22 protein-coding genes and 2 tRNA genes are annotated in these 25578 nt (G+C 63.1%); 12 read left to right on the top strand and 12 right to left on the bottom strand.

Features of this window, described 5'->3' with window-relative positions; genetic code table 11:
- Positions 1–73 precede the first annotated feature (73 nt).
- Positions 74–1162, top strand: coding sequence for an NADH:flavin oxidoreductase/NADH oxidase (locus AC07VL_RS24600; protein WP_494808157.1), 1089 nt, complete (start codon positions 74–76; stop codon positions 1160–1162).
- On the opposite strand, the gene AC07VL_RS24605 is transcribed toward AC07VL_RS24600, so the two are convergent.
- Positions 1159–2652, bottom strand: coding sequence for an MDR family MFS transporter (locus AC07VL_RS24605; protein ID WP_494808158.1), 1494 nt, complete (start codon positions 2650–2652; stop codon positions 1159–1161). The two genes, AC07VL_RS24600 and AC07VL_RS24605, sit on opposite strands and share 4 nt — an antisense overlap.
- Entirely contained in the window at positions 2649–3107 is a 459-nt protein-coding gene (locus AC07VL_RS24610) for a MarR family winged helix-turn-helix transcriptional regulator (protein ID WP_494808159.1), read from the bottom strand. The genes AC07VL_RS24605 and AC07VL_RS24610 overlap by 4 nt, the downstream gene beginning before the upstream one ends.
- Before the next feature lie 120 nt (positions 3108–3227).
- On the opposite strand from AC07VL_RS24610, the gene AC07VL_RS24615 reads away from it, so the two are divergent.
- The 4 genes from AC07VL_RS24615 (at position 3228) to AC07VL_RS24630 (ending at position 5790) form a co-directional block, all read left to right on the top strand.
- Positions 3228–3303: transfer RNA gene (locus AC07VL_RS24615), tRNA-Lys, on the top strand.
- 79 nt (positions 3304–3382) lie between these two features.
- A tRNA-Lys gene (locus tag AC07VL_RS24620) sits at positions 3383–3458 on the top strand.
- 549 nt (positions 3459–4007) lie between these two features.
- Positions 4008–5117: a hypothetical protein gene (locus AC07VL_RS24625; protein WP_494808160.1), complete on the top strand. Its 1110-nt coding sequence runs from the start codon at positions 4008–4010 to the stop codon at positions 5115–5117.
- 22 nt (positions 5118–5139) lie between these two features.
- Positions 5140–5790 carry an RNA-binding protein gene (locus AC07VL_RS24630; RefSeq protein WP_494808161.1) on the top strand — a complete coding sequence of 217 codons (651 nt, stop codon included), beginning with the start codon at positions 5140–5142 and terminating at the stop codon, positions 5788–5790.
- 351 nt (positions 5791–6141) lie between these two features.
- Here AC07VL_RS24630 and AC07VL_RS24635 read toward each other — a convergent pair whose 3' ends face one another.
- On the bottom strand, positions 6142–6948 hold the full coding sequence (locus tag AC07VL_RS24635; protein ID WP_494808162.1) for an AraC family transcriptional regulator: 807 nt from the start codon (positions 6946–6948) through the stop codon (positions 6142–6144).
- Between the two features lie 65 nt (positions 6949–7013).
- On the opposite strand from AC07VL_RS24635, the gene AC07VL_RS24640 reads away from it, so the two are divergent.
- Together AC07VL_RS24640 and AC07VL_RS24645 are read left to right on the top strand one after the other, a co-directional pair.
- Complete coding sequence (locus AC07VL_RS24640) at positions 7014–7277, top strand: hypothetical protein (protein ID WP_494808163.1); 264 nt, start codon at positions 7014–7016, stop codon at positions 7275–7277.
- A 57-nt stretch (positions 7278–7334) separates the two neighbouring features.
- The gene (locus tag AC07VL_RS24645) at positions 7335–7940 is read left to right on the top strand and encodes an IMPACT family protein (RefSeq protein WP_494808164.1); all 606 of its coding nucleotides are present in this window, start codon (positions 7335–7337) and stop codon (positions 7938–7940) included.
- Between the two features lie 21 nt (positions 7941–7961).
- Here AC07VL_RS24645 and AC07VL_RS24650 read toward each other — a convergent pair whose 3' ends face one another.
- Positions 7962–8930, bottom strand: coding sequence for an aromatic alcohol reductase (locus AC07VL_RS24650; protein WP_494808165.1), 969 nt, complete (start codon positions 8928–8930; stop codon positions 7962–7964).
- A 203-nt stretch (positions 8931–9133) separates the two neighbouring features.
- On the opposite strand from AC07VL_RS24650, the gene AC07VL_RS24655 reads away from it, so the two are divergent.
- The gene (locus AC07VL_RS24655; RefSeq protein ID WP_494808166.1) at positions 9134–10024 is read left to right on the top strand and encodes a LysR family transcriptional regulator; all 891 of its coding nucleotides are present in this window, start codon (positions 9134–9136) and stop codon (positions 10022–10024) included.
- Positions 10025–10059: 35 nt separating this feature from the next.
- Here AC07VL_RS24655 and AC07VL_RS24660 read toward each other — a convergent pair whose 3' ends face one another.
- The 3 genes from AC07VL_RS24660 to AC07VL_RS24670 form a co-directional block, all read right to left on the bottom strand.
- On the bottom strand, positions 10060–10533 hold the full coding sequence (locus tag AC07VL_RS24660; RefSeq protein ID WP_494808167.1) for a hypothetical protein: 474 nt from the start codon (positions 10531–10533) through the stop codon (positions 10060–10062).
- Between the two features lie 130 nt (positions 10534–10663).
- Positions 10664–11053, bottom strand: a complete 390-nt coding sequence (locus AC07VL_RS24665; RefSeq protein ID WP_494808168.1) for a hypothetical protein — start codon at positions 11051–11053, stop codon at positions 10664–10666.
- 13 nt (positions 11054–11066) lie between these two features.
- Positions 11067–11444 (bottom strand): nuclear transport factor 2 family protein, encoded by a 378-nt coding sequence (locus AC07VL_RS24670; protein WP_494808169.1) that lies wholly within the window; start codon positions 11442–11444, stop codon positions 11067–11069.
- Between the two features lie 267 nt (positions 11445–11711).
- Here AC07VL_RS24670 and AC07VL_RS24675 point away from each other — a divergent pair, with 267 nt between their 5' ends.
- The 3 genes from AC07VL_RS24675 to AC07VL_RS24685 all read left to right on the top strand — a co-directional run bounded on the left by AC07VL_RS24675 (position 11712) and on the right by AC07VL_RS24685 (position 14701).
- The gene (locus tag AC07VL_RS24675) at positions 11712–13112 is read left to right on the top strand and encodes an L-cystine transporter (protein WP_494808170.1); all 1401 of its coding nucleotides are present in this window, start codon (positions 11712–11714) and stop codon (positions 13110–13112) included.
- A gap of 86 nt (positions 13113–13198) precedes the next feature.
- The gene (locus tag AC07VL_RS24680; protein WP_494808171.1) at positions 13199–13963 is read left to right on the top strand and encodes a histidine phosphatase family protein; all 765 of its coding nucleotides are present in this window, start codon (positions 13199–13201) and stop codon (positions 13961–13963) included.
- Positions 13964–14353: 390 nt separating this feature from the next.
- The gene (locus AC07VL_RS24685; RefSeq protein ID WP_494808172.1) at positions 14354–14701 is read left to right on the top strand and encodes a hypothetical protein; all 348 of its coding nucleotides are present in this window, start codon (positions 14354–14356) and stop codon (positions 14699–14701) included.
- Positions 14702–15012: 311 nt separating this feature from the next.
- Here AC07VL_RS24685 and AC07VL_RS24690 read toward each other — a convergent pair whose 3' ends face one another.
- From AC07VL_RS24690 to AC07VL_RS24700, 3 genes are all read right to left on the bottom strand, one after another.
- A complete protein-coding gene (locus tag AC07VL_RS24690) occupies positions 15013–18081 on the bottom strand; it encodes an efflux RND transporter permease subunit (RefSeq protein WP_494808173.1) in 3069 nt (1022 codons plus the stop codon).
- A 9-nt stretch (positions 18082–18090) separates the two neighbouring features.
- Complete coding sequence (locus tag AC07VL_RS24695; RefSeq protein WP_494808174.1) at positions 18091–19266, bottom strand: efflux RND transporter periplasmic adaptor subunit; 1176 nt, start codon at positions 19264–19266, stop codon at positions 18091–18093.
- A 76-nt stretch (positions 19267–19342) separates the two neighbouring features.
- Positions 19343–20902, bottom strand: coding sequence for an efflux transporter outer membrane subunit (locus AC07VL_RS24700; RefSeq protein ID WP_494808175.1), 1560 nt, complete (start codon positions 20900–20902; stop codon positions 19343–19345).
- A gap of 32 nt (positions 20903–20934) precedes the next feature.
- Between AC07VL_RS24700 and AC07VL_RS24705 the strand changes: the two genes are divergently transcribed.
- Positions 20935–21141 carry a hypothetical protein gene (locus AC07VL_RS24705; RefSeq protein ID WP_494808176.1) on the top strand — a complete coding sequence of 69 codons (207 nt, stop codon included), beginning with the start codon at positions 20935–20937 and terminating at the stop codon, positions 21139–21141.
- Position 21142: 1 nt separating this feature from the next.
- Here the strand turns inward: AC07VL_RS24705 and AC07VL_RS24710 are convergent, their stop codons facing one another.
- Positions 21143–24364 (bottom strand): efflux RND transporter permease subunit, encoded by a 3222-nt coding sequence (locus tag AC07VL_RS24710; protein WP_494808177.1) that lies wholly within the window; start codon positions 24362–24364, stop codon positions 21143–21145.
- 3 nt (positions 24365–24367) lie between these two features.
- Positions 24368–25543, bottom strand: a complete 1176-nt coding sequence (locus tag AC07VL_RS24715) for an efflux RND transporter periplasmic adaptor subunit (protein ID WP_494808178.1) — start codon at positions 25541–25543, stop codon at positions 24368–24370.
- Between the last annotated feature and the right edge of the window lie 35 nt (positions 25544–25578).

Below are 25578 nucleotides of genomic sequence, written 5' to 3' on the forward strand. Positions count from 1 at the left end.
CCATTCTTCGAATATTTACGAACTACCGAATCTGTAGCCTCGCCCTACTCACCACCCAACCATAAAGGCCACCATGTCCGCCCTCTTCCAGCCCTACACCCTCAAAGGCATCACCCTGCGCAACCGCATCGCCGTGCCGCCCATGTGCCAGTACATGGCCGTCGACGGTGCACCCAACGACTGGCATCTGTCGCATTACGCGGGCATGGCGCGCGGCGGCGCGGGCCTGGTGATCGTCGAGGCAACGGCCGTGGCGCCCGAAGGCCGCATCACGCCCGGCTGCACGGGCATCTGGAATGATGATCTGGCGCAAGCCTTCGTGCCTGTCGTAAAAGCCATCAAGGCGGCCGGTGCCGTGCCCGGCATCCAGATCGCCCACGCGGGCCGCAAGGCCAGCGCCAACCGCCCATGGGAAGGCGACGACCACATTGCCGAGGGCGACGCGCGCGGCTGGCCAACCATCGCCCCGTCCGCCATCGCCTTTGGCGGCGGCCTGGGCAAGGTGCCGCGCGCCATGGACCTCGACGATATCGTCCGCGTGACACAGAACTTCGTCGACGCGGCCGTGCGCGCCCGCGAAGCGGGCTTCGAATGGCTGGAACTGCACTTTGCCCACGGCTACCTGGCGCAAAGCTTCTTTTCCGCCCACTCGAACCAGCGCGACGACATCTATGGCGGCAGCCTGGAAAACCGCAGCCGCTTCCTGCTGGAAACATTGAAAGCCGTGCGTGAAGTATGGCCCGAGCACCTGCCGCTGACCATCCGCTTCGGCGTGCTGGAATTCGACGGCCGCGACGAGCAGACCCTGCTCGAATCCATCGGTCTCGTGCGCCAGTTCAAGGAGGCCGGCATGGACATGATCAGCGTCAGCATGGGCTTTACCATTCCCGACGTGGCCATTCCCTGGGGTCCGGCCTTCATGGGCCCCATCGCCGAAAGAGTGCGGCGCGAAGCGAGTGTGCCCGTCTCGTCCGCCTGGGGCTTCGGCACGCCCGCCATCGCCGAGCGCGTCGTCAAGGAAGAACAGCTGGACGTGGTGATGGTCGGCAAGGCGCACCTGGCCAACCCGCACTGGGCCTACTTTGCCGCCAAGGAACTCGGCGTCGAGCGCGCCTCGTGGGTCATGCCGGCGCCGTACGCGCACTGGCTGGAACGCTACTAATCAGCTTTCGCCTTCACCGTGGCCGGATGTCCCGCCAGGGGCAGTTCCGGCAGGAACAGCAAGGCGAGCAGTCCCAATAGCAAGAGCACGGCGCCGGCGCCAAACACGCTGGCAATGGCGTGACGGTAGACTTCCACCGTTTGCGCCTGCGCCGCGTGCGCGCCCAGCGCCGACACGGCTTCCACGCCATGCCGGTGCAACTGGCCCGCGAGGATGGCGCCGGACGCCGTCACGCCCAGCAAGCCGCCCAGCGAGCGGAAGAAGGCCAGCATGGCCGTGCCCACGCCGCGCCGCGCCAGCGGCAAGGCATTTTGCACGGCGATCGTCATGTTCGGCATCACCAAGCCCAGTCCCGTGCCGAGCAGGAAGATGGCCGGCTCGATGATCCAGTAGCCGCGCGACGTTTCCATGGCCCAGGCCAGCACGGCAAACGCCACGACCGCCACGCCCAGCCCCGCCACCTGCACCATCTTGTACTTGCCCGAGCGCGACAGCACGCGCCCGTTGAACATCGACGACGCCACCAGCCCCACCATCATGGCCACCGTCATCACGCCCGATTCCGCCGGACTCGTGCCCATCACCAGCTGGAAGAACAGGGGGAAGAAGACGCTGGCGCCCATCAGGCCCATGAAGGTCACGGCCATCACCAGGCTGGCGATATTGAAGGTGCGGTTCTCGAACAGGTCCGGCGGCAGCACGGGCTCGTCCACCCTGCCCACGTGTACCGCCAGCCAGCCGCCCAGCAACAGGGCGATGCCGCCGCTCGCCTTGATGGCCAGCGAGTCCCACGGCCACTCCGTGCCGCCCAGCGCCAGCACCAACAGGGCCGCCGTGATGGCGCCCGTCAGCAGGAAGGAACCCAGGTAGTCGATCTTGTGCGCATGCGTGCGCACGGGCTTGCGCATGGCGCGCGCGATGATGTAGAAGGCCACGGCGCCCACGGGCAGGTTCACATAGAAGATCCAGTGCCACGACAGGGCATCCGTGATGACGCCACCCAATACCGGCCCCAGCACGCTGGTGACGGCAAACACGATGGGCACCATGCCCTGGCGCTTGCCCCGCTCGGCCGGCGGCACGATGTCGCCGATGATGATCTGCGCCAGCGGCATGAAACCGCCCGCGCCCAGGCCCTGGATGGCGCGGAAGAGGATCAGTTCCGTCATGTTCTGCGCCAGCCCGCACAGCACGGAACCGAGCAAGAAGGTCAGCAGGGCCGTGAAGATCATGGGGCGGCGGCCGTACTGGTCGGCCAGCTTGCCATACAGGGGCATGGTGGCCGTCGAGGCCAGCACGTAGGCCGTCACCACCCACGACAGGTGCGCCATGCCGCCCAGGTCGGCGACGATGCGCGGCAGGGCCGTGGCGACGATGCTCTGGTCCAGCGCGCCCAGGCCCAGCACGGCCATCAGACCCAGGTAGGTGGCGCGCACTTCGCGTTCCGTCAGGGGCGCTTGCGCGGCCGCGGTGTTGTCCAGGGTACTCATGCTTGTCCAATCTCGAGCAGGGGCTGCATGGCGGCTTCCAGCGCATCGACCTGCTGCGGCGACAGGCGGGCGATGCGCCGCGCCAGCGCATCGCGGCGCCGCGCGCGCAAGGTGTCGAGGACGGCCAGGCCCTCGGCGGACAGCTGCAGGCCCGAGCGGCGCCGGTCCTGCGGATCGGGCGCACTGCGCTCCACCAGCCCCGCCTCTTCCAGCGACTTGACCTGGGCGCTGACGGTGGGGCCGCGCACGTTCTGCAGGCGCGCCAGCGCGGCCACGCCGATGCCTGGCTGCTCGTGGATCAGGGCCAGCAGCATGTACTGCATCATCGACACGCGGGCATCGAGTTCGCCCCCTTCGCGCTGCATGGAGCGCAGCAGGCGCTTGAACGCCGTGCGCAAGTCATCGGACAGCGCCAAGGCGCGCTCGGGGATGGGAAGGTCTTCGGTATTGGACATGGAATGATTTAAATAGGTAGGCTATCTACCTATATTAGCCTGCGCACGAGGGCAAGGCAAGGCTTTTTTCCATCCCGGCCCTTCCCAAAACCGCCGTTGGCCGTCATAATAGCCGCCCTTGGGTCGTTAGCTCAGCTGGTAGAGCAGCGGACTTTTAATCCGTTGGTCGCAGGTTCGAATCCCGCACGGCCTACCAAGAATTTGCAGTCCGTTTGCATGCCGCCATGGCAAGCACGTACCGCTCAGTGTTACCGCAGCAAGTAGTCAAAGTTTTTGGGTCGTTAGCTCAGCTGGTAGAGCAGCGGACTTTTAATCCGTTGGTCGCAGGTTCGAATCCCGCACGGCCTACCAAATACTTCAGAGAAGCCCACGAATTCCGGTTCGTGGGCTTTTTTGTTTCTGGTCCATTTCTGGTCCGTCTCAGCAGCGGCTAGGCTTTTGCAGCCCTCCCCTTACCCGCAATCCTCTTCGTAGTGTTCGGCGTCATAATTCGGTTCGACAGAACCGAACTGGATACTTCGCCGCCCCGGAACACCACGTCCTCTAACGAGCAAGTATGAAATACCATAGGGGGGAGTTCAAGGGCGACGATGACGCTAATCGGTCACTTAACAATCTACTACGAGCCACCTCGCACGGTGGCAGGGTCAAACCTATTTCTATAAGCGGTTTCGAACTTTATCACCAACTTAGATGTGACACCGCCACCATCGAACACTAGAGCAGTAAGCAGGCCATCCCAGACTACGAAGCTTTCAATCAGCAATTAACTAGAAGCAACACCGCCAAGCATAATTATCTGACAAGAAATTATGCATGAGGTAAAGTAACACATCATTGTGAGTAGTCACGATGCAAATGTGAGAATGTGTGACATTTCCTTTGCTTAACGTAGGCCATATGAAAAAGCTAGATATAACCGAACTATCGTTCACTAAAAGTTTTATCTTCTTTAAAAAATCAAAATATCTATCCAAAAAGAAATTACTTGCCCTGCTAAAAGGTATTGCTCAGGAATGCGGAAGTACGATGAGCTTCAAACCGATTTTACGACATGGAGTATTATTTTCAGCAAGAACTGGCGAGATGGGAAGTGTCTCGCTCATGATTGGACGTAAGAAGCGTTCCCCCTCCTTTTCCAACGGCCTCTTGCAAGAAGATTTAATAAGCTATTTTCTCCTTCTTGAATCTCGCGACTATTGCGCAGTTCAATTACGACATATATCAGTTGCAGATATTGAGAAATTTGAAAATTACTATAGCAAACTTAGTTATGCGCAAGTTACCTCAGTTTTAAACGATGCCGCGAAAGTTTTAAAAATAACAGCACGGATAATAAATCCAGCTCAGCAAGGGGTAACCGGGAGAGGTTATGAAGGAACGGATCTCAATGGGGAAATGCCCTCATATGGCAACGGACGTTCTATACCCAGAAATCTTAAAGCAAAAAATGGCACAGAGATTGTTTCTATCACTTCAGGCGCAGCCAGAATTACAACCTACGGTCAGAGTGTAAGCATCCAACAGGTTGCAATTTGGTTTCACACTTACTGCGAAACAATAAATACGGGTTTGCGCTCAAAATTCATCCAGCGCTTCGCCAGCCCTGTCGTCTTTTCAGAAGAAATAAAGAAAATTAGTCCTACTTTGATCGTCTTTGACTCATTAAATTTCCGTCAATTGATTGATGATGAAGATTTAGTTATCAAACGCCGACACAAAAGAAACAAGGCAAAAGCAACGCCTACTATGGTCGAACATATACTATCGACACTTGAAGACTCAAGGAGAATTAGGAACAACAAATTCAACTCAGGCCACTTAAAAGTCCTGAGCAATAGCATACAGGTAAATTTATCCTCGCTAGATAACTATGTCATAGATGATGGGAAAAACGATATAAAGATTTCGACGTACCTCAATCGAAAAGAATTATTTTCTCTATATTTTGATAGTGCAGAACATATATCTTTCTGGAACTATCTTTCAAGACAAAAGCGCGATTTCTGAAATCGATGGCGTTATTTCATGCTTGAAGGATATTCCGGACCTACGGGGAGCAGACCGAGAAAAACTGCTGCAGTCAAAAAAAGACACTACGGACACAACAGAATGGTTGACATTCCCAGCAAGTTCTGTTTTCGGGATAGTAGAAAATCACATCGCCAATGATGACTACATTTTTTGCGACGATCTCGGTGACGAATGGGCAGACCATATATCATTCAACTCAAACCTAAAGACACTTTCATTTCACCACTCTAAATACAGCAAAGATGAAGGTACAGGCGCCTCTAAATTACACGACATTATTTCCCAAGCACTTAAAAATATGGGCCATGTAATATGCTCTCCCGCCGCAATGGAAAATAAAATTGACGGCTACAATGTTCCCTACCCAGACTCGAAGATTTCCAGAATTCGTAAGCGGCCCGCAGATGAGCTCGATGATGCGGCGACGAAATCGGCTATCGGGAAAATTATGCGCAGTAATGACCTAAATCGTAAGGTGGCGATATACTGCTCGTTCCTATCGAAGAAAAAACTTGAAGATGGTTTAATAAAATTGAAAAAAGGTGACCCGGTGAAGGCTCATTTCAATCAGGTTCTTTGGCTATTGTCTTTCTTCATTTCTGCATCAAAGGAAATTAACGTTAACCCGGTGATCTATTGCCAACCGTAGAACGCGATATTGCTAGCTGTCCCATGCGTCACGAGCGCCGCAATGATGTAAATTTCCGGTTGTTTTCCCCCATGGGCAACTTACATCGCCTCCGGTCACATGCCGGTCCCGTGTGCCCGGTTCCTGCCCTCTGGCCCCAGTCTGGCCCAACCATTACAGCCAGACCTGCAGCAGCAAAGCGCCGCCGCGCCGGCAGAATGCAGAACTGGCTCAAGCAGTACGGCGCGTAAGTAGGCTTACCAACGCACTTTAGGGCCGGGGTCACAGGGCCGGCACAGGGCCGGGGTCAGGTCCGACATTCGTACACGATTTCAGCCTTGACCGTCTCTATCAAGAGCAAGTTGCGCATTATCAAATACCGATATTGCTCGATTCACTGCCATCACCATACCTCCCCGGCGTCACGCCCATCACCCGCTTGAACATGGCGATGAAGGCGCTGACGGTGTCGTAACCCAGGTCCAGCGCAATGGTCGTGACGAGCTGGCCGGCGGCCAATAGTTCCAGGGCGCGCAGGGTGCGGGCGCGCTGGCGCCAGGCGGACGGCGTAAAACCGGTCTCGATCGTGAATCGGCGCGCCAGGGTGCGCGGGGATACGCCGGCCCAGACGGCCAGCGCTTCCACGCCCCGCTCGTCGGCCAGGTCATCGAGCATGGCGCGCGCCACGCGCAGCAGGCGCGGGTCCGTGGGTAGCGACAAACCAAACGGCTCGTGCGGCGCGGCGGCGATCTCGTCGAGGATCACGCCTGCCACCCGGGCTTGCCGCGCGTCCGGTACGTCAGACACATCCGCCTCCCAGGCGCTGGCGCGGGCCACCGCTTCGCGCAGCAAGCCCGAGACGCGCATCACGCACGGCGCGGCGGGCAAGCCGGCGCAGCTGGCCTCGTCCACGTATACGCTCCAGCCCGCAAACGGACCGTGCGAACGCAGCGCGTGCATATGATGGGGCGGCACCCACACGCAGTGGCTGGCCGGCACCACCCATTGTCCGCTGTCGGCGGCAACGGAAAGCAAGCCCCGCATGGCGCCGAACAGCTGGCCGCTGGCATGGCGGTGCGGCGGCGTCACCCGTTGCTGCGGCTGGGACATGCGCATGGCGCGCAGCGGCGCCAGCCCCGTCGGCGGCAAGATTGGCGGATTTGACGTATCTATAGTCATAAATAACGCAGGCAAGACAATTCCGTCATCATACAGTGGAGTCTTTCGACATCGAGGAGTTCACCATGCGTGCAGAAGACGTATTGCCGGATCAACAAAACCAAGGCCAGTTCAATGGCCTCACCGTGCGCAAGGGCACGGTGGGCGCTTTCCTTGCCAATGCCCGGCTGTGGCTGGACGACGCCAGCAGCAGCGACGACAAGGCCATCGCCGAGCGCGACATTCTCGACGCTCTGCCTTCCCTGCATGCACTGGGACTGTTCGATATTCTGCAGGCGCGCGATGCGGCGCTGCGCGAACTGGTGGCCGCCGCCGCGCGAGCGGGCTGACTCGTCCCCGGCGCGCATTTCCTCTATCATGCTGCTTTGCCCGCCTTTGCCTCCGCCATGCCGTTTACCATTGCCGCCCCCGTCCACAGCGAACTGATCATCAAAAAAAGCCGTTTCATCGGTTGCGTGCAGCCGATGACGGACCGCGCCAGCGCGCAGCAGGTGGTCAATGACTTGAAGGCCCAGCACCCGGGCGCCTGCCACGTGTGCTGGGCGCTGCTGGCTGGCGGGCAGTCGGCCGCCGTCGATGATGGCGAGCCGAGCGGCACGGCGGGGCGGCCCATGCTCGACGTGCTGCGCCACCAGGACCTCGAAGGCGTGCTGGCCACCGTCGTGCGCTACTTTGGCGGCATCAAGCTGGGCGCGGGCGGCCTCGTGCGCGCCTACACGGACAGCGTGGCGCAGGCGCTGCTGCAGGCGGAAAAGACGGCCATCGTGCGCCAAAGGTCCCTGCGCTGCACGGTGCCGTACGCGATGGAAGGCATGCTGCGCCGCGAGCTCGACGGGGCCGGCGCCACCCTGCTGAACGTGGCGCACGGCGACGCCGTGCTGTTCGACTTCAGCCTGCCGGAAACGGCGGCCAGCGCCCTGCTGGCCCACCTGGACGAGGCGGGCAACGGGCGCATCGGCTGGCTGAAGGCGGAAGAAGAAACGCAGGACTGAAGGCGCCCCGCGTCGCGTCCTTCACGCGCCAGGCGGCGTGCGGCGGGATTGCCAGAGGCCGCCGTGCGCGTGCAGCCAGGTCCGCACGTCCACCGTGGCGATGCCGCGCTGCGCATTGTAGGTATTTTCCTTGTCCCACCACATGCCGTCGCCGCGCGCGAAGGCGATGCGGTAGCGCGCCATGCCATCGCCGGGCTGCCCGGCGAGGTCGGCGGCCAGCCGCGCCGGCGTCAGCAGCTCGCGGCGGAAAGGGCGTCCCGTCACCTCTTCCACGATCTCGGCCAGCCGGCCATACGAGAGCGTGTCGCCGGCCAGGTACACCACCCGGTCGCGGATGGCGGGCGTTTCCAGCACGATGGCGCTGGTGAGGCGGCCGATATCGTCCGGCGTGGTCACCGTCAGCCGCGTCTCCCAGCTGCCCAGTGCCCGCACCACGTCGCCGCCGAAATCCACCAGGCCGAACGCCGGCTCGAACAGGAAACTGGTAAACATGCCCGTCGAGACGATCACCCATGCGGTGGCCGACTGCGCGCGCAGCTGCTGGCGCACGGCATATTGTTCGTCGAACACGGGCTGCCCGCTGCCCGTGCCGACGATGTCGTAATCGACGCCGAACTGCCAGGGAAAATAGCGGCGCACGCCGGCGGCCAGCACGGCGCACGTGATCCTCGTCTGGGTGCCCGGCCCCGCCACGAAACCCGTGCAATTGAGCACCGTATCGAATGGCTGCAGCAGCGCGGCCAGTGCCGCCTCGCCGCCGTCCTGCAAGTCGAAGGACAGCAGGCGCACGCCCATGGCGCGCAGTTCCGCCTGCCTGCGTGCCTGCGCGGAGTCCGGCGCCTGCAGCGAGCGGGGCGACACCAGCACGGCGAGCGGCCTGGCCAGTGCCTGGCAGCGCGGCGCCAGGTGGCGCAGCACCGCCATGCCAAGTTCGCCGGCACCGAGCACGAGGATGGCGCCGCGAGGCAATTCATGGGAATGAGGGGACATGCTTGCTTCCTTCTGTTCAGTGGGAGATTGATCCATTTTTCGGCACGGCCAGCGGGGATGCACGGGCATGCCGGGATGCAGGGCAGTATAGGCATGGGACGGCTTCCCCATAAGCGGGCGCAGCTTGCCTTCAGCATTGCGAAAAATGGGATAATCGCCCCTCAACAGCAGACACGGGAGCGGCGGTGGACAGGATACGGGGCATGCAGATTTTCTCGCGCGTGGTGGAAGCGCGCAGCTTTGCCGGCGCGGCCAGGAATCTGTCGATACCGCGCTCCACCGTCAGCCGCTCGGTCCAGGACCTGGAAGCCTTGCTGGGCGTGCGGCTGCTGCAGCGCACGACGCGACAGCTGAGCCTGACCCAGGACGGCGATGTGTATTACGAACATTGCCAGCGCATCTTGAGCGAACTCAAACGCGTCGACAGCGCCTTGTCGAACGGCACGGCCAAGCCGCGGGGCATCTTGCGCGTGGACATGACGTCCTCGTTCGCGCGGCAGGTGGTCTTGCCCGCCATCCAGACCTTCCAGGCCCGCTACCCGGACATCGATCTCGTGCTGACCCTGGGCGACCGCCCCGTCGACCTGCTGCAGGCAGGCGTCGACTGCGTGGTGCGCGCAGGCGTGCCGGAATTGTCGGCCTTGCTGGTGGCGCGCCGCATCGGCGGCTTCGAATGGGTGACGTGCGCCTCGCCCGCCTACCTGGAACGGCATGGCACACCCCGCTCGCTGGAGGAGCTGGCCCGGCACCAGGCGGTGGAATTTCACTCAGGGCATACGGGGCGGCCGCTGGCCTGGCATTTCATCGTCGACGGCGAGGAGCGCGCCATCACCTTGCGCGGCAGCCTGGCCGTCAACGATACGGACGCCTATATCACCTGCGGCCTGGAAGGACTGGGGCTGATACGCATCGCCAGCTTCCTGGCGGCGCCGCATGTGCGCGCCGGGCAGCTGGTGCCCGTGCTGCAGCAATACCGGGGGCCGGTCGTGCCGCTGTCGGTCCTGTATCCGCAAAACCGGCACCTGTCGCCGGCCGTGCGCTCCTTCATCGACTGGATCGGCGAGCTGCTGCGCAACATGGAGGCGCAGCACTGATGCCCGCCCGCTCCCCGTGCGGCAGGCATTTACTTTTACTGCACGCGGCGCACTTTGGGCGAATTGTTCGTGCCTTCGATCTTCAGGAAGAAGGTGCCGATGAAATTGCGTTCGACCGTCACCTTGGGATTGGTCAGCGGCGCCAGCACGGCGGAGCTGCCGTCGACGATGCGCCACACCTGGCCATTGCTCAATTTGATCAACTCATTGCCGCTCCAGCCATCGAACTTGCCGGCGATGGTGCTGCTGATCGACTTGCCTTCTTCCGGCTCGGCCGCCTTGGGCGCCTTCACCATTTCCATGCCAAAACTCTGCTCGCGCTGCTGCGCCGTCGGCACGGCGGCGGGAGCGGCCACGGCAGCGGCGACAGGGGCGGCGGCGCCCAGTGGAATGGCGTCATAGCATTTCACGCGGCTGGGCACATCGGCCAGCGAGCGGCATTGCAACATGGCAGCGTCATCGGCCAGGGCCGCACCCGATACGAACAGCAGCAAAAAGAGAGCTTTCATCGAAATTCTTTCAAAATAAGAGAAGTTACGCCAGGCATGCCGTTTGCCATGCATGTGGGAAATGATTATATCGATAGCGGACGGCCGTGGCATGACGATCTTGGCACGGCTGGCAATGCTTGTGCGCAACTCAGGCGCCGCGCGGGCGTTTGACCTGCAACAAAATGAAATGGGTCCACGCCAGCGCCGGCAGCACCAGCAACAGCAGGACCAGGCCCGCCGGCATGTCCGGCGCGAACCGCGCGAAGCAGGCAAGGAAGGCGGCGATGGCCAGCCAGAAGCGCCAGGTGAACGCATACGCCTTGCGCGCCACGGTGGCCAGGGCGATGCGCCAGAATTCCAGCAAGGCCCACAAACCGCCCGTCAGCAGCACGGCGGCCAGCCCGTTGGCGCCGGGCGCGTCGGCCCAGGTGCGCACCAGGTTATACAGCAGCACGGGATAGCCGGCCGCGATGGCCAGGGTGGCGGGGCCGGCGGCGATGACAGCTTCGACCAGCTGTCCTTTGGAACGATGATCCACTCGGTCTGTCCCCCTAGGCCACGACGCCGGAATGGGCGGCGACCACCTGCAGCGCGCCGGCCGCATCCTGCGCCCACACGCGCGTAAAACGGAAGTCGCCCTGCGTTTCCACGTCGTGGTAGCTGCCCGTCAGCTGCATGCGCACGGAAACCACGGCCACGCTGCCCGTGATGCGCACATGGCGCTCGGACGCGCGCAGTTCGGTGATGGTGAGCAGGCGCTGCTCGTGCGCGGCCAGGTCCGCCTGCTTGCTCAGCAAGTGGCCCAGGTGATTCGTAAACAACAGGTCATCGGCCAGCAGGACCGCCAGCGCGGCCACGTCGGAGGCCATCATGGCCAGGCGCAGGCGCTCTTCCGCGTCCAGTACTTGTACTTCAGTCAATGCATTCATGGTCTTCCCTATCGGTCGTCTGGCACGGCGTGATCAAACGGGCAAAGCTGGCATGCTGGCATGAAATCGCCCGTTTCACAATCATCCGGAAGACTTATGCCTGTGGAGCATATTCATATAGCGTAATATTCGCAGCGGTATTGTGCAGAACGCCAGCATAGTACTGTACAGTGCTTGCCCTTCCGCCCCGGGCTGGGGCAGCTGTCACCTGTAGCAATGTTGGAATGCTCACTGCAGTCTCGAATAAAACCAAGATAAGGCCCTCTCATGGCAATTAACATCATTCTGAACCTGCTCGTTGCGCTGATCGTCTTCGCCTTCATGTTCCGCCAGCAACGACATCACGCCACGTTCACCGTGCGCGTGTTCACGGGCCTGGGCCTGGGCGTGCTGCTGGGCGCGGCCGTGCAGTGGCTGTACGGCGCCGGCTCGCCCATCATCGTCGGCACCAATGAATACATCGACATCGTCGGCAGCGGCTACGTGAAGCTGCTGCAGATGATCATCATGCCGCTGATCATGGTCTCCATCATCTCCGCCATCCTGAAACTCAAGGATGCGAGTTCGCTGGGCAAGATCAGCGCGCTGACCATCGGCACCCTGCTCATCACCACCACCATCGCCGCCGCGCTGGGAATTCTGATGGCCAAGCTGTTCGGCCTGACGGCCGTGGGCCTGACGTCGAGCGCCGCCGAAGTGGCGCGCGGCGTGCAGCTGCAAGGCTCGCTGGAAACGGCAAAAGCCCTGTCCCTGCCGAAACTGCTGGTCAGCTTCGTGCCGACCAACCCCTTCCTCGACATGACGGGCGCGCGCAAGACGTCGACCATCGCCGTGGTCGTGTTTTCCATCTTCATCGGCATCTCGGCCACGGGCATCGCGGCGAAAAAGCCGGAAATCTTTGCCTCCTTCGAGCACTTCATGAAAGTGGCGCACGCCATCGTCATGCGCATGGTCACCCTGGTGCTGCGCCTGACGCCGTATGGCGTCTTCGCGCTGATGTTTGAAGTGGTGGCCTCGTCTAGCTACACGGACATTCTGAAACTGATCAACTTCGTCGTGGCGTCCTACAGCGCGCTGATATTGATGTTCCTCGTGCACCTGGCCATCATCGCCGGCATTGGCCTGAACCCCTTGCGCTTCGTCAAAAAAGTCTTCCCCGTGCTGGCCTTCGCCTTCACGTCGCGCACCAGCGCCGGCTCGATCCCGATGAGCGTGCAGACGCAGACCCAGCGCCTGGGCACGCCGGAAGGCATCGCCAACTTCGCCGCCTCGTTCGGCTCGACCATCGGCCAGAACGGCTGCGCCGGCATCTATCCGGCCATGCTGGCCGTGATGATCGCCCCCACCGTCGGCGTCGATCCATTTACGCTCAGCTTCCTGCTGCCCTTGCTGGCCATCATCACCATCGGTTCCGTCGGCGTGGCCGGCGTGGGCGGCGGCGCCACGTTTGCCGCCCTGATCGTGCTGTCGGCGATGGACTTGCCCGTCGCGCTGGCCGGCTTGCTGATCTCCGTCGAACCGCTGATCGACATGGGCCGCACGGCCCTGAACGTGAGCGGCTCCATCACGGCCGGCACCGTCGCCAGCCGGGTCATGGGCGAGACCGACCTGGCCGTCTACAACAGCGACGACGCCCCCGACCTGGACGAGGCGGAACACACGGCCTGACCGCCGCTCGCCAGGCAGCGGCGCGCCGCGCCTGGCCGCTTTCCTCTATATTGATTCACAACAAATACAGGGGAAGGCGCGAGACGATGGAGCAGAAATGGCCGCAGCAGATCTGGATCGTGCGTCACGGCCAGAGTGCCGGCAACGTGGCGCGCGACGCCGCCGAAGCGGAAAAACAGTTATCCATCGCCATCGCCGAGCGCGATGTCGATGTCCCCCTCTCCAGCCTTGGCGCGCGCCAGGCGCAGGCGCTGGGCGACTGGTTCGCCACCCTCCCCCCTGAACAACGACCGACTGTCGTGCTGTATTCGCCCTACCTGCGCGCGCGCCAGACGGCGCAGGCCGTGCTGGCGCGGCTGGACGGGGACAGCCTGGCCTCCGTCGTGGCCGACGAGCGCCTGCGCGAGAAGGAATTCGGCATCCTCGACCGCCTGACCGTGCATGGCATCGCCAGCAAATACCCGGAACTGTACGAACAGCGCCAGCACGTGGGCAAGTTCTATTTTCGCCCGCCCGGTGGCGAAAGCTGGTGCGACGTCATCCTGCGCCTGCGCAGCGTGCTCGACACCATCACGCGCGAATACCGGGGAGAACGGGTGCTGATCGTCGGCCACCAGGTCATCGTCAACTGCTTCCGCTACCTGCTGGAGCGCTGCGACGAGCAAGCCATCCTCGCCATCGACCGGGCCGCCGACGTGCCCAACTGCGGCATCACCTCGTACGCCTTCAACCCGGCCCTGGGCAGGCAGGGCAAGCTGCAGCTGGACCTGTGCAACTTCGTCGCGCCGCTGGAAGCGGCCGGCACACAAGTCACCGCCCAGCCCGACATGCCGGCCGCGCCCAAGTCCTAGCCCCGCTGGCAGCCGGGCCGCCACGCCAAGCTGGTGCCATCCCCGAGGAAAACCTTGTCGCCAGGCAGCGCCGTCGGGCCAGGCGCGGACGGGGCTGCCAGCGGGGCCTTCCGCGATAAGCATGGCGCGTCGTCCGGGCGCGCTTGCCCCGGCGGCGCTTGTCGTTCACGGGGCGCGCTTGCGCCAGGTCAAAGGGGATGGTCGCTCCCGTCATCCGCCTCCGCTGATTTGTAAATCCGGTGAACCTGCGCGCGCCTGCCTACTCTAATTTTTGCAAGCGATGCCAGCATTGCTACGGCTGCCCGTCATGCCATCCGGGCGGACAGCCCGGCGATGCCCGGACTCTCATCCGAACTTTCACGACAGCTTTCCAACGAGAAAGGATCCATCATGACGGCCCCATTCCTGAACACCAGCAGGCTTGTCCTCGGCAGCGCCATCGTGTGCGCGCTGCTGGGCGCCTGCAACAAGCACAATGACACCAGTACCGCCCCGGCCACCCCTGCCGCCACGACCGATGCCACGCCGGCCACGACGCCCGGCACCAGCGGCACTTCCGGCACCTCGGGCACGGGCGGCGGCATGACACCCGACAGCACCGCGCCCGCCACGCCATCGGGCACCGCCCCAGGCAGCACCACCAATCCCGACGGCACGACCACGCCCCCCGCCGTGCCGCCCGCCAACAGCACCACGCCAGGCACTGGCACTACCACGCCGCCGCCACGCAGCAGCTGACACGGTAGCTGAGGCAGCGCCCCTGCCGTGGCCCGCCGCCATGGCGGGAGGCCTGCAAGGCATCGACCACGGAAAGCCTTCCCGCGGAGGCTCTCCGCTGCACCCAGCCGCGGCGCCCGCGCGCCCGGCCTCCTCATCCGTCCCCATCCGTCCGTACCTCCCGCACCTCACTTCACTTTAGTTCACCCTCACCTCACTGTTCCGCTCCGTCCGCGCGCGCCAATGTCTGCCCTGTCTCAGCCGCGTCCCGAGCATGCCTCAGCCACGAGGCGTCTTCCACGCGGCGACGCCCGCGCGGCGGCGGCCGGCGATCAGTGCGCCGGCACTTCCTCCGTCGCGCTGTCCGCCGCGCCGGCACGCAGGGCCTGGTGATCGGCGGCAAGGAACAGGTACATGGCCGGCACGACGAAGAGGGTAAACAGGGTGCCGATGGACAAGCCAGTGAAGATCACCAGCCCCATCGCGTGGCGCCCGGCCGCGCCCGCGCCCGAGGCGATCACCAGCGGCAGCACGCCAAACACCATGGCGGCCGTCGTCATCAGGATGGGGCGCAGGCGCACGGCGGCTGCCTCTTCCACCGCCTCGCGCTTGCTCCTGCCCGCCTTTTGCAGCTGGTTGGCCACTTCCACGATCAGGATGCCATGCTTGCTGATCAGCCCCATCAGGGTCACCAGGCCCACCTCCGTGTAAATGTTGATCGAGGCAAAACCCAGGAAGATGAACATGGTGGCGCCAAACAGGGCCAGCGGCACGGAGACGAGGATCACGACGGGGTCGCGGAAACTCTCGAACTGCGCCGCCAGCGCCAGGAAGACGATGACGACGGCAAACAGCATGGTGACGACAAAGCCGCCCGATTCCTGCACGAACTGGCGCGACTGGCCCGAATAATCAACCGTATAGCCACTGGGCGCCACCTGGGCCAGCGTATCGCGCATGAAGGCCAGCACCTCGCCCTGCGAGGCGCCGGACACGCCGGAAAGCGTCACGGAATTGAGTTGCTGGAAGCGGTTGATCGACTCGGGCACGACATCGTACTGGATATGCGCGACGGTGCTGGCCGGTATCATCGTGCCGTTGGGCGTCTTGATATGGAAATCCAGCACTTCGGACGGGTTCAGGCGATCGACCTGCAGCACCTGCGGGATCACCTTGTAGGAACGTCCCGCGATGGAGAAATAATTGACATAGCCGCCGCCCAGGGCCGCCCCCAAAGCCGCCCCCACGTCCTGCTGCGTCATGCCCAGCGCGGCGATGTTGTCGCGGTCGACCACGACGGTGGCTTGCGGTTTGTCAATCTTCAAGTCTGCATCGACGAAATAGAACTTGCCCGATGAACGCGCCTTGTCGAGTACCTGCTGCGCGATGGTATTGAGGTTTTCAAACGGTTCCGTAGTGGTGATGACGAATTGCACCGGCAAGCCCGAGGAACCGGGCAAGGCGGGGAACTGGAAGGCGGCCACGCGGGCGCCGGCGATCTTGTTCCAGCCCGCCTGCAAGTCCTGCTGCACTTCCTTGGCGCTGCGCGTGCGCGCATCCCAGGGTGTCATCAGCATGCCGCCAAAGCCCGAGTTGACCGTCGGCACACCCGTAATCTGGAACATCTGGCTGTATTCGGGCATGGCCTTGGCTACCTGGTAGACCTGCTCGGCATAGGTTTGCATCTGGTCCGACGTGGCCGTCGGGTCGCCCACCACCTGCGACAGCACGACGCCCTGGTCTTCCTCGGGCGCCAGCTCGGATTGCGACATCTTGAACATCAGCCCCAGCACCGCCATCAGGATCGCCGCCATGACGATGAGCACCACCCAGGTATCGAGCAGCGCGTGCAGCAGGCGCTGATAGGTGTCGTGCACCCTGCCGAAGACGCGGTCGATGGCTTGCACGAAGCGGCCGCTGTCCTGTTCCGGACGGAAAAAGCGCGAACACATCATGGGCGACAGGGTCAGGGCCACCACGCCCGACACGGCCACGGCGCCAGCCAGGGTGAAGGCGAATTCCGTGAACAGCGCCCCCGTCAGGCCGCCCTGGAAGCCGATGGGAACATACACGGCGATGAGCACCACCGTCATCGCCAGGATGGGGCTGCCCAGCTCGCGCGCCGCCTGCAGGCTCGCGTCCAGCGGCGACTTGCCTTCCTTCATGTGGCGGTCCACGTTTTCCACCACGATGATGGCGTCATCGACTACCAGGCCGATGGCCAGCACGATGGCCAGCAGGGTCAGCAAATTGATCGAATAGCCGAGCGCCAGCATCACGGCAAACGTGCCGATCAGCGACAGCGGCATGGCGATCACGGGCACGATCACGGCGCGCAGGCTGCCCAGGAACAGATAGATGACAATGGTGACGATCAGCAGCGCCTCGACCAGGGTCTTGATGACTTCCTTGATGGAGGTATTGATGAAGAAGGTCGAGTCGTACACGATTTCGCCCGTCAGGCCGCTGGGAAGCTGGGCCTGGATATCGGGAAAGCTGGCGCGCACGCGCTTGGCCACGTCGAGGATATTGGCTTCCGGCGCCACCTTGATGCCGATGAAGACGGAGCGCACGCCGCTGAAGGCGACGTTGAAATCATAGTTTTCCGAACCCAGCACGACGGTGGCCAGGTCTTCCAGGCGCACGATGGAGTCGCCGCTGCGCTTGACGACAAGTTTCTTGAATTCTTCCACCGAATGCAGGTCCGTGCCCGCCGTCAAGGGGATGGTCACCATCTGGCCCTTGCTCGAACCGAGCGCAGCCAGATAGTTATTGTTGCCCAGCGCCGTGCTGACATCGGCGGCCGTCACGCCGAACGCCGCCATCTTGGAAGCGTCCAGCCAGGCGCGCAGGGCAAACAGGCGCGCGCCCAGCAGTTCTGCCGTCTGCACGCCCGTGATGGAATCGAGCTTGGGCTTGACCACGCGGCTGAGAAAGTCCGTCACATTATTCGTCGGCAAGGTCTTGCTGTAAAAGCCCAGGTACATGGCGTCCGTCGTCTGCCCCGTCTGCACCGTCAGCACGGGCGCCTGGGCCTGGGCCGGCAGCTGGTTGCGCACGGAACTGACTTGGGTATTGATCTCCGTCAATGCCCGGTTCGCGTCGTAGTTCAGGCGCAGGGTCGCCGTGATGGTCGACACGCCGCTGCTGCTGGACGACGACAGGTAATCGATGCCCTGCGCCTGGGCGATGGCCGATTCCAGCGGTTGCGTAATGAAACCGGCCACCGTCTGCGCATCGGCGCCGTAATACGTGGTGGAAATCGTCACGACGGCGTTCTGCGTCTTCGGATACTGGTTGATGGGCAAGCTGAACAGGGAGCGCAGCCCCAGCACCACCAGCAGCAGGCTCACCACCATCGCCAGCACGGGCCGGCGGATAAAGATATCGGTGAAGTTCATGGCGGCGCCTCAGTGTTCCTGCGGCGTGGGCCGCGGATTGTTGCCCGGCTCGACGACGTTGCTGATGACCACGGGGCTGCCGTTCTTGAGCTTGATCTGCCCGCTGGTGACGACCTGCTGCCCCTCGGTCAAGCCCGTCAGCACGGCCACCTGGTCGCCCCGCGTCTCGCCCGTCGTCACAAAGACTTGCTGCACCACCAGATCGCCCGCCTTCGGCGGCGGAGCGGCAGGGGCGGCGCTGGCTGCGGCGGCGGCCTTGGGCGCCTGCTGCGCCGGATGCACGACAAACACGGTGGAACCATACGGGTTGTAGGTGATCGCCGTCTGCGGCAAGGTCAGGTACTGTTGCTTGTCCCCCACTTCCACATACACATTGGCAAACATGCCCGGCAGCAACTGCCGTTTCGGGTTGGCCACCGTGGCCTCCACCTGTACGTTGCGCGTGGTGGGGTCGACCTTGGAACTGATGGCGCTGACCTTGCCGCTAAAGGCCGTTTTTGCGTAGGCGTCACTGGACAGATTCAGGGCTTGCCCCACTTGCAGGCCGCTCAGCTGCTTTTGCGGAATATAGAAATCGACATAGATGGGATCGATGGTCTGCAGGGTCACGATCTTGTCGCCTGGATTGAGGTACTGGCCCGGATTGATGGTGGTGATGCCAAGTTTGCCCGCAAACGGCGCGCGGATGGTTTTCTTTGCCACCAGCGCCGCCTGCTGGGCAGCCAGCGCCTGCTTGCTTTTCAAGTCGGCCTGGTCGCTGTCGATCTGCGCCTGGCTGATCGCCTGCACGGCAAATTGCTGCTGGTCGCGCTTCAGCACGGAAGCGGCCAGTTCGGCCGCCGCCTGCAGGGCGCGTAATTGTGCAATATCGGCATCGGCATTGAGTTGCACCAGCAATTGCCCCGCCGCCACATCCTGACCCGACTTGAAGTTGATCGTCCTGACCAAGCCGGCAATTTCGCTCGTCACGTCGACGCCGCGCACGGCCACCATGGTGCCCACCGATGACAAATGGGGCTGCCAATCCGCTTTGCGGATGATGGTCGCCGACACTGTCTGCGGCGTGGGCTTGGGCGCACTGGCCATGAGCTGGCGGATATGCAGAAAGAAGCCCAGGGCCAGCAAGGCAATCAACAGGAGCACCGCCCCCAGCATGATGAGCATGCGCTTATTGCGTTTAGTCATGGATGCGCTCCTGGTTATTCTTTCTGGCTGCCATCGTGCTGCGTATTGCCGTGCAAGGCCTTGCGGCGCGGGCGGTTCAGTTCGTGCCTGCCGCCACCGGCAAACTGGTCGTGGCGGGAACATTGTCCAGCGCTGGCCGGTTCCACCAGCCGCCGCCCAGCGCCTGGAACAGCGCGGCACTGTCCGCAAAGCGCGCCGCCTGCGCCTGCACCAGGCCCACCCTGGCCTGCTGGTAGGTGCGCTGGACATCCAGCAGGGTTAGGTAACTGATGGCGCCCAGCTTGAATTGCTGCGTACTCAAGGCCAGCGATTCGCTGGCCAGGGCCTCCACCTCGGCCTGCTGCTTCAGGGCGGCGGCATCCGCCTCGAGGGCGCGCAAGCTGTCGGCCACATTCTGGAAGGCGCCCAGCACGGTGGCACGGTAATCGGCGGCGGCGCCCTCGTAGGCGGCGATGGCGGCGCGCCGCCTGGCGTCCAGCGCGCCGCCATTGAAGATCGGCTGGGCCAGCCCGGCGCCCAGGCCCCAGACGGCGGAACTGGCGTGCAACAGCGCGGGGAAGGTGGTGGCCAGCGCGCCATAATTGCCCGTCAGATTGAATTGGGGATATTTGTTCGCCGTGGCGACGCCGATTTGCGCGCTGGCCTGGTGCAGCAGCGCCTCGCTGGCGCGGATGTCGGGGCGCTGGCGCACGAGGGCCGACGGCAGGGACAGGGGCAAATCCTGCGGCAAATGCAGCGATGCCAGTTCAAACTCGGGCATGCCCGCTTCGCTGGGCAGGCGGCCTGCATACACGGAAAGCTGGTGGCGCGTCTGCGCCAGGGCCTTTTCCAGCGGCGGCAAGGTCGCCCGCGTCTGCGCCACCGTATTGCGCTGGAGTAAGACCGTGGCGCGGCCAATGGCGCCGAACTTGAGTTGCTGCTCGATCACATCCAGCTGTTTTTGCTGCGCGTCGAGTACTTCGCCGGTCGCCTGCAACTGGCCGCGCAGGGACGCTTCGCGGATGGCCGTCGTCACCAGGTTGGCCGTCAGGGCCAGATACGCCGCCTCCAGCTGATACTGCTGATACTCGGCCCGCGCTTGCAAGCCTTCCAGCTGGCGCTTGTTGCCACCGAACACGTCCAGCGAATAGGACACGTTGACGGAGGCATTCGTCAAATTGAAGACGCCCCCCGCGCCCGTCAGGCGGCTGGTCTTTTCGCGGTTGAAACCCAGCTGGCCAGTCACTCCGGGATACAGCAGCTCGCCGCTCTCGGCGCGGTAGTTTTCATTCGCCTGGCGCAGGGCGGCTTGCGCCGATGCCAGGCCCGGGCTGCGCGCGAGGGCGTCGCGCACCATCTGATCGAGGACCGGCGATTGAAACAGCGACCACCACTGCGCGGGAATATCCTGGCCCGGCATGAAGCGCTGCGCCTGGCCGCCGATACCGGGCGCCGAGGCCGTTTGTTCCGGCAAGGGCAGCGGCGTGTAGCTGTCGCCGCCCTGCGGCGCAGCGGGTGGCCTGAAGTCGGGTCCCACGGCACACCCGGCAAGCAGGCACGCCAGGAGCACCGCCGGCATGGCAAGGCGCAGGGAAGCGGCAGGAGCGGAACTCCTGACGCGCAAGGCAATAAGGGGCTGCCATAGGCTGGGGACCATTTTTTTTATCCGATACTATGCATTGCAACATCATGACAACGTTGTTGAGCTTCTCGAATACTGGACTTGCCGCACGACAATACCGCGCCAAAGCACTGGCGGGCGCGATTATTCTAGCATCAAAATCCGGCGGCGTATGCGGTGCCGCTGCAGTGCGCAAGATGCTGGTAAACGTCAAAGAGCCTTCCGAAGAAGGCTCTTTGACTTGGCACAAGTGCTGCGCAGCCGGGGCTGCCTGACTTACTTCTGCAGGCCGACCGGCGTGGCCGCAGGCGCGCGGCGGCCCATCAGGTACAGCACGCCGATTTTCAGCATGCGGTAGACGAAGCGCACCATCAGCAGGGTCAGCACGCACTCGATCAGGGTCAGGACGAGGGCGAAGGCCACGTGCATGCGCGCGGCGCGGCGGTGGAACTTGGCCACGGCGCCATCGCGGGCGATCTCGATGCTGTCGTAGAAGGTCGGCACGACCAGCAGGGTCAGGATGGTCGAGGTGATGGTGCCGCCGATGATGGCGATCGCCAGCGGACGGTAGAATTCACCGCCCTCGCCCAGGCCCAGCGCCACGGGGAACATGCCGGCGATCAGCGCGAACGTCGTCATCAGGATGGGACGCAGGCGCATGCGGCCCGCATACATCAGGGCATCCTCGCGGCCATGGCCCTCTTCCTCGCGCTTGCGCGCCGCGTCCAGCAGCAGGATGGCGTTCTTGGCGACCAGGCCCATGAGCATGATGATGCCGATAAAACTCATCAGGTTAAGGGTGTTGCCGGTAATCACCAGCGCCACCACCACGCCAATTAAACTCAGCGGCAAGGACATCATCACGGCCACGGGCGCCGTAAAGGAACCGAACTGCATGACCAGGATCAAATACATCAGGCCGATACCCATCACCAGCGCGATCAGCATTTCCGTGAACAGTTCCTGCTGGTCCTGGCCGGCACCGCCCAGCGCCAGGCCGTAGCCGGGCGGGAAGTCGATGGACTTGGCCAGTTTCATGGCGTCGCTCGTCACCTCGCCGTTCGAGCGGCCCTGCGCATTGGCCGAGACGGTGATCGTGCGCTTGCCGTTCTTGTGCTCGATGCCGGACGGTCCCTTGCCCATGGTAATGGTGGCGATCTGGTCCAGCGGCACCATTTGCGACGTGCCCGTTACGCTGATCGGCAGGCGCTCGATGTTCTCGGAGGCCACGCGGTCATCGGGATGCAGGCGCACGGCCACGTCACGCGTTTCGCCCGTCGGATCGACCCAGTCGCCCACTTCCACGCCGGCAAAGGCCACGCGCAGCGATTGCGCCGCGTCATTGACGGAAATGCCCATCGAGTTGGCCAGGCCGCGGTTCAGTTCGATCTTCAGCTCGTTCTTCGGGTCCTGCTCGGACAGGCCGACATCGACGGCGCCGGGAATGGCGCGCAGCTTGTCCATGTAGGCGTTGGTGATTTCCATCAGCTTGCGCGAGTCAGGGCCCGTGAATTCCACCTGGATGGGCTTTTGCGCACCATTGCTGAGGTCGTCGAGCACCACGTATTCGGCGCCCACCAGGCGCGACATCTTCTCGCGCAGTTCCGTGGCGATTTCCTTGGCCGAACGCTTGCGGGTGTTGCGCTTGCCGATGTCGACATACACGCGGCCGCCGCCCGCATTGATGGAACTGTTGGTGTCCTTGGTTTCAGGCAAGGTGCGTGCCAGCACGGCCGCCGCTTCCAGCTTCAGGCGCGAATACTCGATGCTGCTCGACGATGGCGTGCGCACGTTGATCATCAGGTTGCCCGAATCGGAGGCCGGCAGGAAGCTCGTGCCGCCATGCGAGATATGCAGGGCGATGGCGCCCACCAGGCTGCCGAAGGCGATGACGGCCATCCAGCGGCGGTGATGCAGGGCCCAGGCGATGACGTTGCCGTAGCGGTCAGCCTGGTGGTCGAACCAGTGGTTGAATTTCTCCAGCACGCGGCCCAGGCCTTTTTTCGGCGCCGAGTGTTCCTCGACGGGGTCGCCCCAATAGGCCGACAGCATGGGGTCGAGCGTGAACGAGATGCCCAGGCTGACGAGCACCGAGCACGTCACCGTCAAGGCGAACGGACGGAACCATTCGCCCGAGATCCCCGGCATGAAGGCGACGGGAATGAAGACAGCGATGATGGAGAAGGTCGTGGCGGCCACGGCCATGCCGATCTCGGCCGTGCCTTCCAGCGCGGCCGTGCGGCGGTCCTTGCCCATCTGCATGTGGCGCACGATGTTTTCGCGCACCACGATGGCATCATCGATCAGCACGCCGATGGCCAGCGACAGGCCCAGCAGGGTCATGAAGTTCAGGGTAAAGCCGCACAGCCACACGGCGATGAAGGCGGCGATGACGGACGTCGGCAGGCTCAGCGCCGTGATCAGGGTCGAGCGCCACGAGTTCAGGAAGGCGTACACGACGAAGATGGTCAGCACGGCGCCCAGCACCAGCGATTCGATCACATTGTTCAGGCTATGCTGGGCGTTTTCGCCGCCGTCGCGCGTCACTTGCAGGATCGTGCCTTTAGGCAAGGTCTTGTTGATCTCCGCCACCATGTCGCGGATCTTGTTGGCCACGCTGACGGTGGACGCGTCGCGCACGCGGGTAATCGAAATCCCCACGTTCGGCTTGCCGCTGCGCACGCTCAGGCTGTTGATTTCGGCAAAGCCGTCCTGGATGGTCGCCACTTGCGCCAGGCGCACGATTTCCTCGCCGCGGCGCTTGATCACCACCTGCTCGAAATCGGACGGCGACTCGATGCGGCCCACGAGGCGGATGCTTTTCTCGTCCAGGGTGCCGCGCACCTTGCCCACGGGCGCATTCGTGTTCTGGTTGCGCAGGGCGGTGACGACATCGCTGACGGAAACATTGTATTCACGCAACTTTTCCGCGCGCAGCAGCACGGACAGTTCGCGCTTCAGCGAACCGCCCACGTTCACCAGCGCCACGCCATCGACGGCGCGGAAGCGGTCCGACAGCACGTCCTCGGCCAGACGCGAGATTTCCGCGTGGCTCTGCGAGTTCGACGACAGGGCCAGCTGCATGATCGGCTCGGCACCGGGGTCGATGCGCTGCAGGATAGGCTCGCGCATCTCCAGCGGCAGCTTGTAGCGCACGGCGGCGATGGCGTTGCGGATGTCGTCGGACGCTTCGATCAAGTTCGTCTTGAAGGAAAACTTCAGGAAGATGCTGGCCGAGCCTTCGTTCGAATCGCTGTTGATCTCCGTCACGCCGGAAATGCTCTGCAGGGATTTTTCCAGGCGGTTGACCACTTCGCGCTCGACCGTGTCGGGCGAGGCGCCAGGATAGGGAATGCTGACGACGATGAACGGCACTTCGACGTCGGGATTCTGGTTGACGCGCAGTTTCTTGAGCGCCAGCAAGCCGACGCACATCATCGCCAGGATCAGGACGATGGTAGCGGTGGGCCGCTTGATACTGAAATCGGACAGGAACATGGCTTAGTTTCCTTTACCGGCAACGGCGGCGCTGCTGCTGGCGACGGCAGCCGCCGGCACGGCCTTGGCGGCCGTCAGCTCCACTTTCTGGCCATCCTTGAAGGTCGAGCCGGGCGTGCGCAGCACGGTGTCGCCGCTGGCCAGGCCGCTGGTCACTTCCCACTGGCCCGTGCGCACGTCGCGCGCGCCGATGCGCAGCGTGGTCTTATGCAAGGCCTTGTCCTTGACCTTCCACGTGTACGTCACGTCGCCCGCCTTCACGAGGGCCGAGTCCGGGATCATCAGGGCGCTGACGGTTTCCGTCTCGATGCGCCCTTCCGCATACAGGCCAGCCACGCGCGGCTGCTCCTTTTCGACGAAATCGACCAGCACGGCCACCTGGCGCGTGACGGCGTTGGCGGCAGGATCGACGCGGCGCACCTTGCCCGCAAAATCCTGTCCCGGATAACCATTAATGCGGAACAACACCGGCTGGCCCACCTTGACGACGCCGATCTTGTCGGCCGATACCAGGCCTTCCAGGCGCATGCTGGTCGGATCGATGACCTTGATCAATTCCTTGCCGATTTGCGCCGTATCGCCATTCGATACCTTGCGCTCGCTCACGATGCCGTCGAACGGCGCGCGCACGAGGGTGCGCTGCAGTTGCTGGCGGGCCTGGGCGGCGCGGCTCTTCGCGGCCGACAAATCGCTTTGCGCATTGTTGCGGCGGATTTCCGCGTCTTCCAGCGCCTGCGTCGACGTCATGCCCGAGGCGCGCAGGGTTTTCATGCGCTGGAACATGCGTTCGGACTGCTCCAGCACCTGGCCCGAGGCGCGGCTCGCCTCCTCGGCCGAATTGAGGCTGTCGCGGATGGCCGTCTCGTCCAGGCGCACCAGCACGTCGCCGCGTTTCACGGCTTCGCCATTTTCCTTCATGACCTGGATCACCACGGCCGATACTTCGGCGCGCAGGTCGGCATTGCGTTCAGGCTGCACGGAACCGGTGATGACGGGGCCCGAGGCCAGCGCATTGCTCTGGATGGTCAGCACGTCTTCCGGCGAAACGAGCAGGTTGACGGCGGCGCCGGCCTGTTCCTTGCCATCCTTGCCACTGCCTTTGCCAGGGTCCTTGGATTCTTTGCCACAGGCGGCCAAGGCAGAAGCGATTGCCAGAACAAACAGGGTTTTGCGCAACATGGGTAATTCTCCGGATAGATAGCACCGCCACCAGC

The sequence above is a fragment of the Janthinobacterium sp. GW821-FHT03C08 genome, assembly GCF_059420905.1.

Coding starts and splice junctions, on each gene's coding strand:
- AC07VL_RS24710 (WP_494808177.1), bottom strand. CDS start 24,364: ATGTTCCTGTCCGATTTCAGTATCAAGCGGCCCACCGCTACCATCGTC.
- AC07VL_RS24690 (WP_494808173.1), bottom strand. CDS start 18,081: ATGAACTTCACCGATATCTTTATCCGCCGGCCCGTGCTGGCGATGGTG.
- AC07VL_RS24600 (WP_494808157.1), top strand. CDS start 74: ATGTCCGCCCTCTTCCAGCCCTACACCCTCAAAGGCATCACCCTGCGC.
- AC07VL_RS24625 (WP_494808160.1), top strand. CDS start 4,008: ATGAAAAAGCTAGATATAACCGAACTATCGTTCACTAAAAGTTTTATC.
- AC07VL_RS24715 (WP_494808178.1), bottom strand. CDS start 25,543: ATGTTGCGCAAAACCCTGTTTGTTCTGGCAATCGCTTCTGCCTTGGCC.
- AC07VL_RS24605 (WP_494808158.1), bottom strand. CDS start 2,652: ATGAGTACCCTGGACAACACCGCGGCCGCGCAAGCGCCCCTGACGGAA.
- AC07VL_RS24645 (WP_494808164.1), top strand. CDS start 7,335: ATGCCGTTTACCATTGCCGCCCCCGTCCACAGCGAACTGATCATCAAA.
- AC07VL_RS24610 (WP_494808159.1), bottom strand. CDS start 3,107: ATGTCCAATACCGAAGACCTTCCCATCCCCGAGCGCGCCTTGGCGCTG.
- AC07VL_RS24680 (WP_494808171.1), top strand. CDS start 13,199: ATGGAGCAGAAATGGCCGCAGCAGATCTGGATCGTGCGTCACGGCCAG.
- AC07VL_RS24705 (WP_494808176.1), top strand. CDS start 20,935: ATGACAACGTTGTTGAGCTTCTCGAATACTGGACTTGCCGCACGACAA.
- AC07VL_RS24635 (WP_494808162.1), bottom strand. CDS start 6,948: ATGACTATAGATACGTCAAATCCGCCAATCTTGCCGCCGACGGGGCTG.
- AC07VL_RS24675 (WP_494808170.1), top strand. CDS start 11,712: ATGGCAATTAACATCATTCTGAACCTGCTCGTTGCGCTGATCGTCTTC.
- AC07VL_RS24640 (WP_494808163.1), top strand. CDS start 7,014: ATGCGTGCAGAAGACGTATTGCCGGATCAACAAAACCAAGGCCAGTTC.
- AC07VL_RS24660 (WP_494808167.1), bottom strand. CDS start 10,533: ATGAAAGCTCTCTTTTTGCTGCTGTTCGTATCGGGTGCGGCCCTGGCC.
- AC07VL_RS24700 (WP_494808175.1), bottom strand. CDS start 20,902: ATGGTCCCCAGCCTATGGCAGCCCCTTATTGCCTTGCGCGTCAGGAGT.
- AC07VL_RS24685 (WP_494808172.1), top strand. CDS start 14,354: ATGACGGCCCCATTCCTGAACACCAGCAGGCTTGTCCTCGGCAGCGCC.
- AC07VL_RS24655 (WP_494808166.1), top strand. CDS start 9,134: ATGCAGATTTTCTCGCGCGTGGTGGAAGCGCGCAGCTTTGCCGGCGCG.
- AC07VL_RS24670 (WP_494808169.1), bottom strand. CDS start 11,444: ATGAATGCATTGACTGAAGTACAAGTACTGGACGCGGAAGAGCGCCTG.
- AC07VL_RS24650 (WP_494808165.1), bottom strand. CDS start 8,930: ATGTCCCCTCATTCCCATGAATTGCCTCGCGGCGCCATCCTCGTGCTC.
- AC07VL_RS24695 (WP_494808174.1), bottom strand. CDS start 19,266: ATGACTAAACGCAATAAGCGCATGCTCATCATGCTGGGGGCGGTGCTC.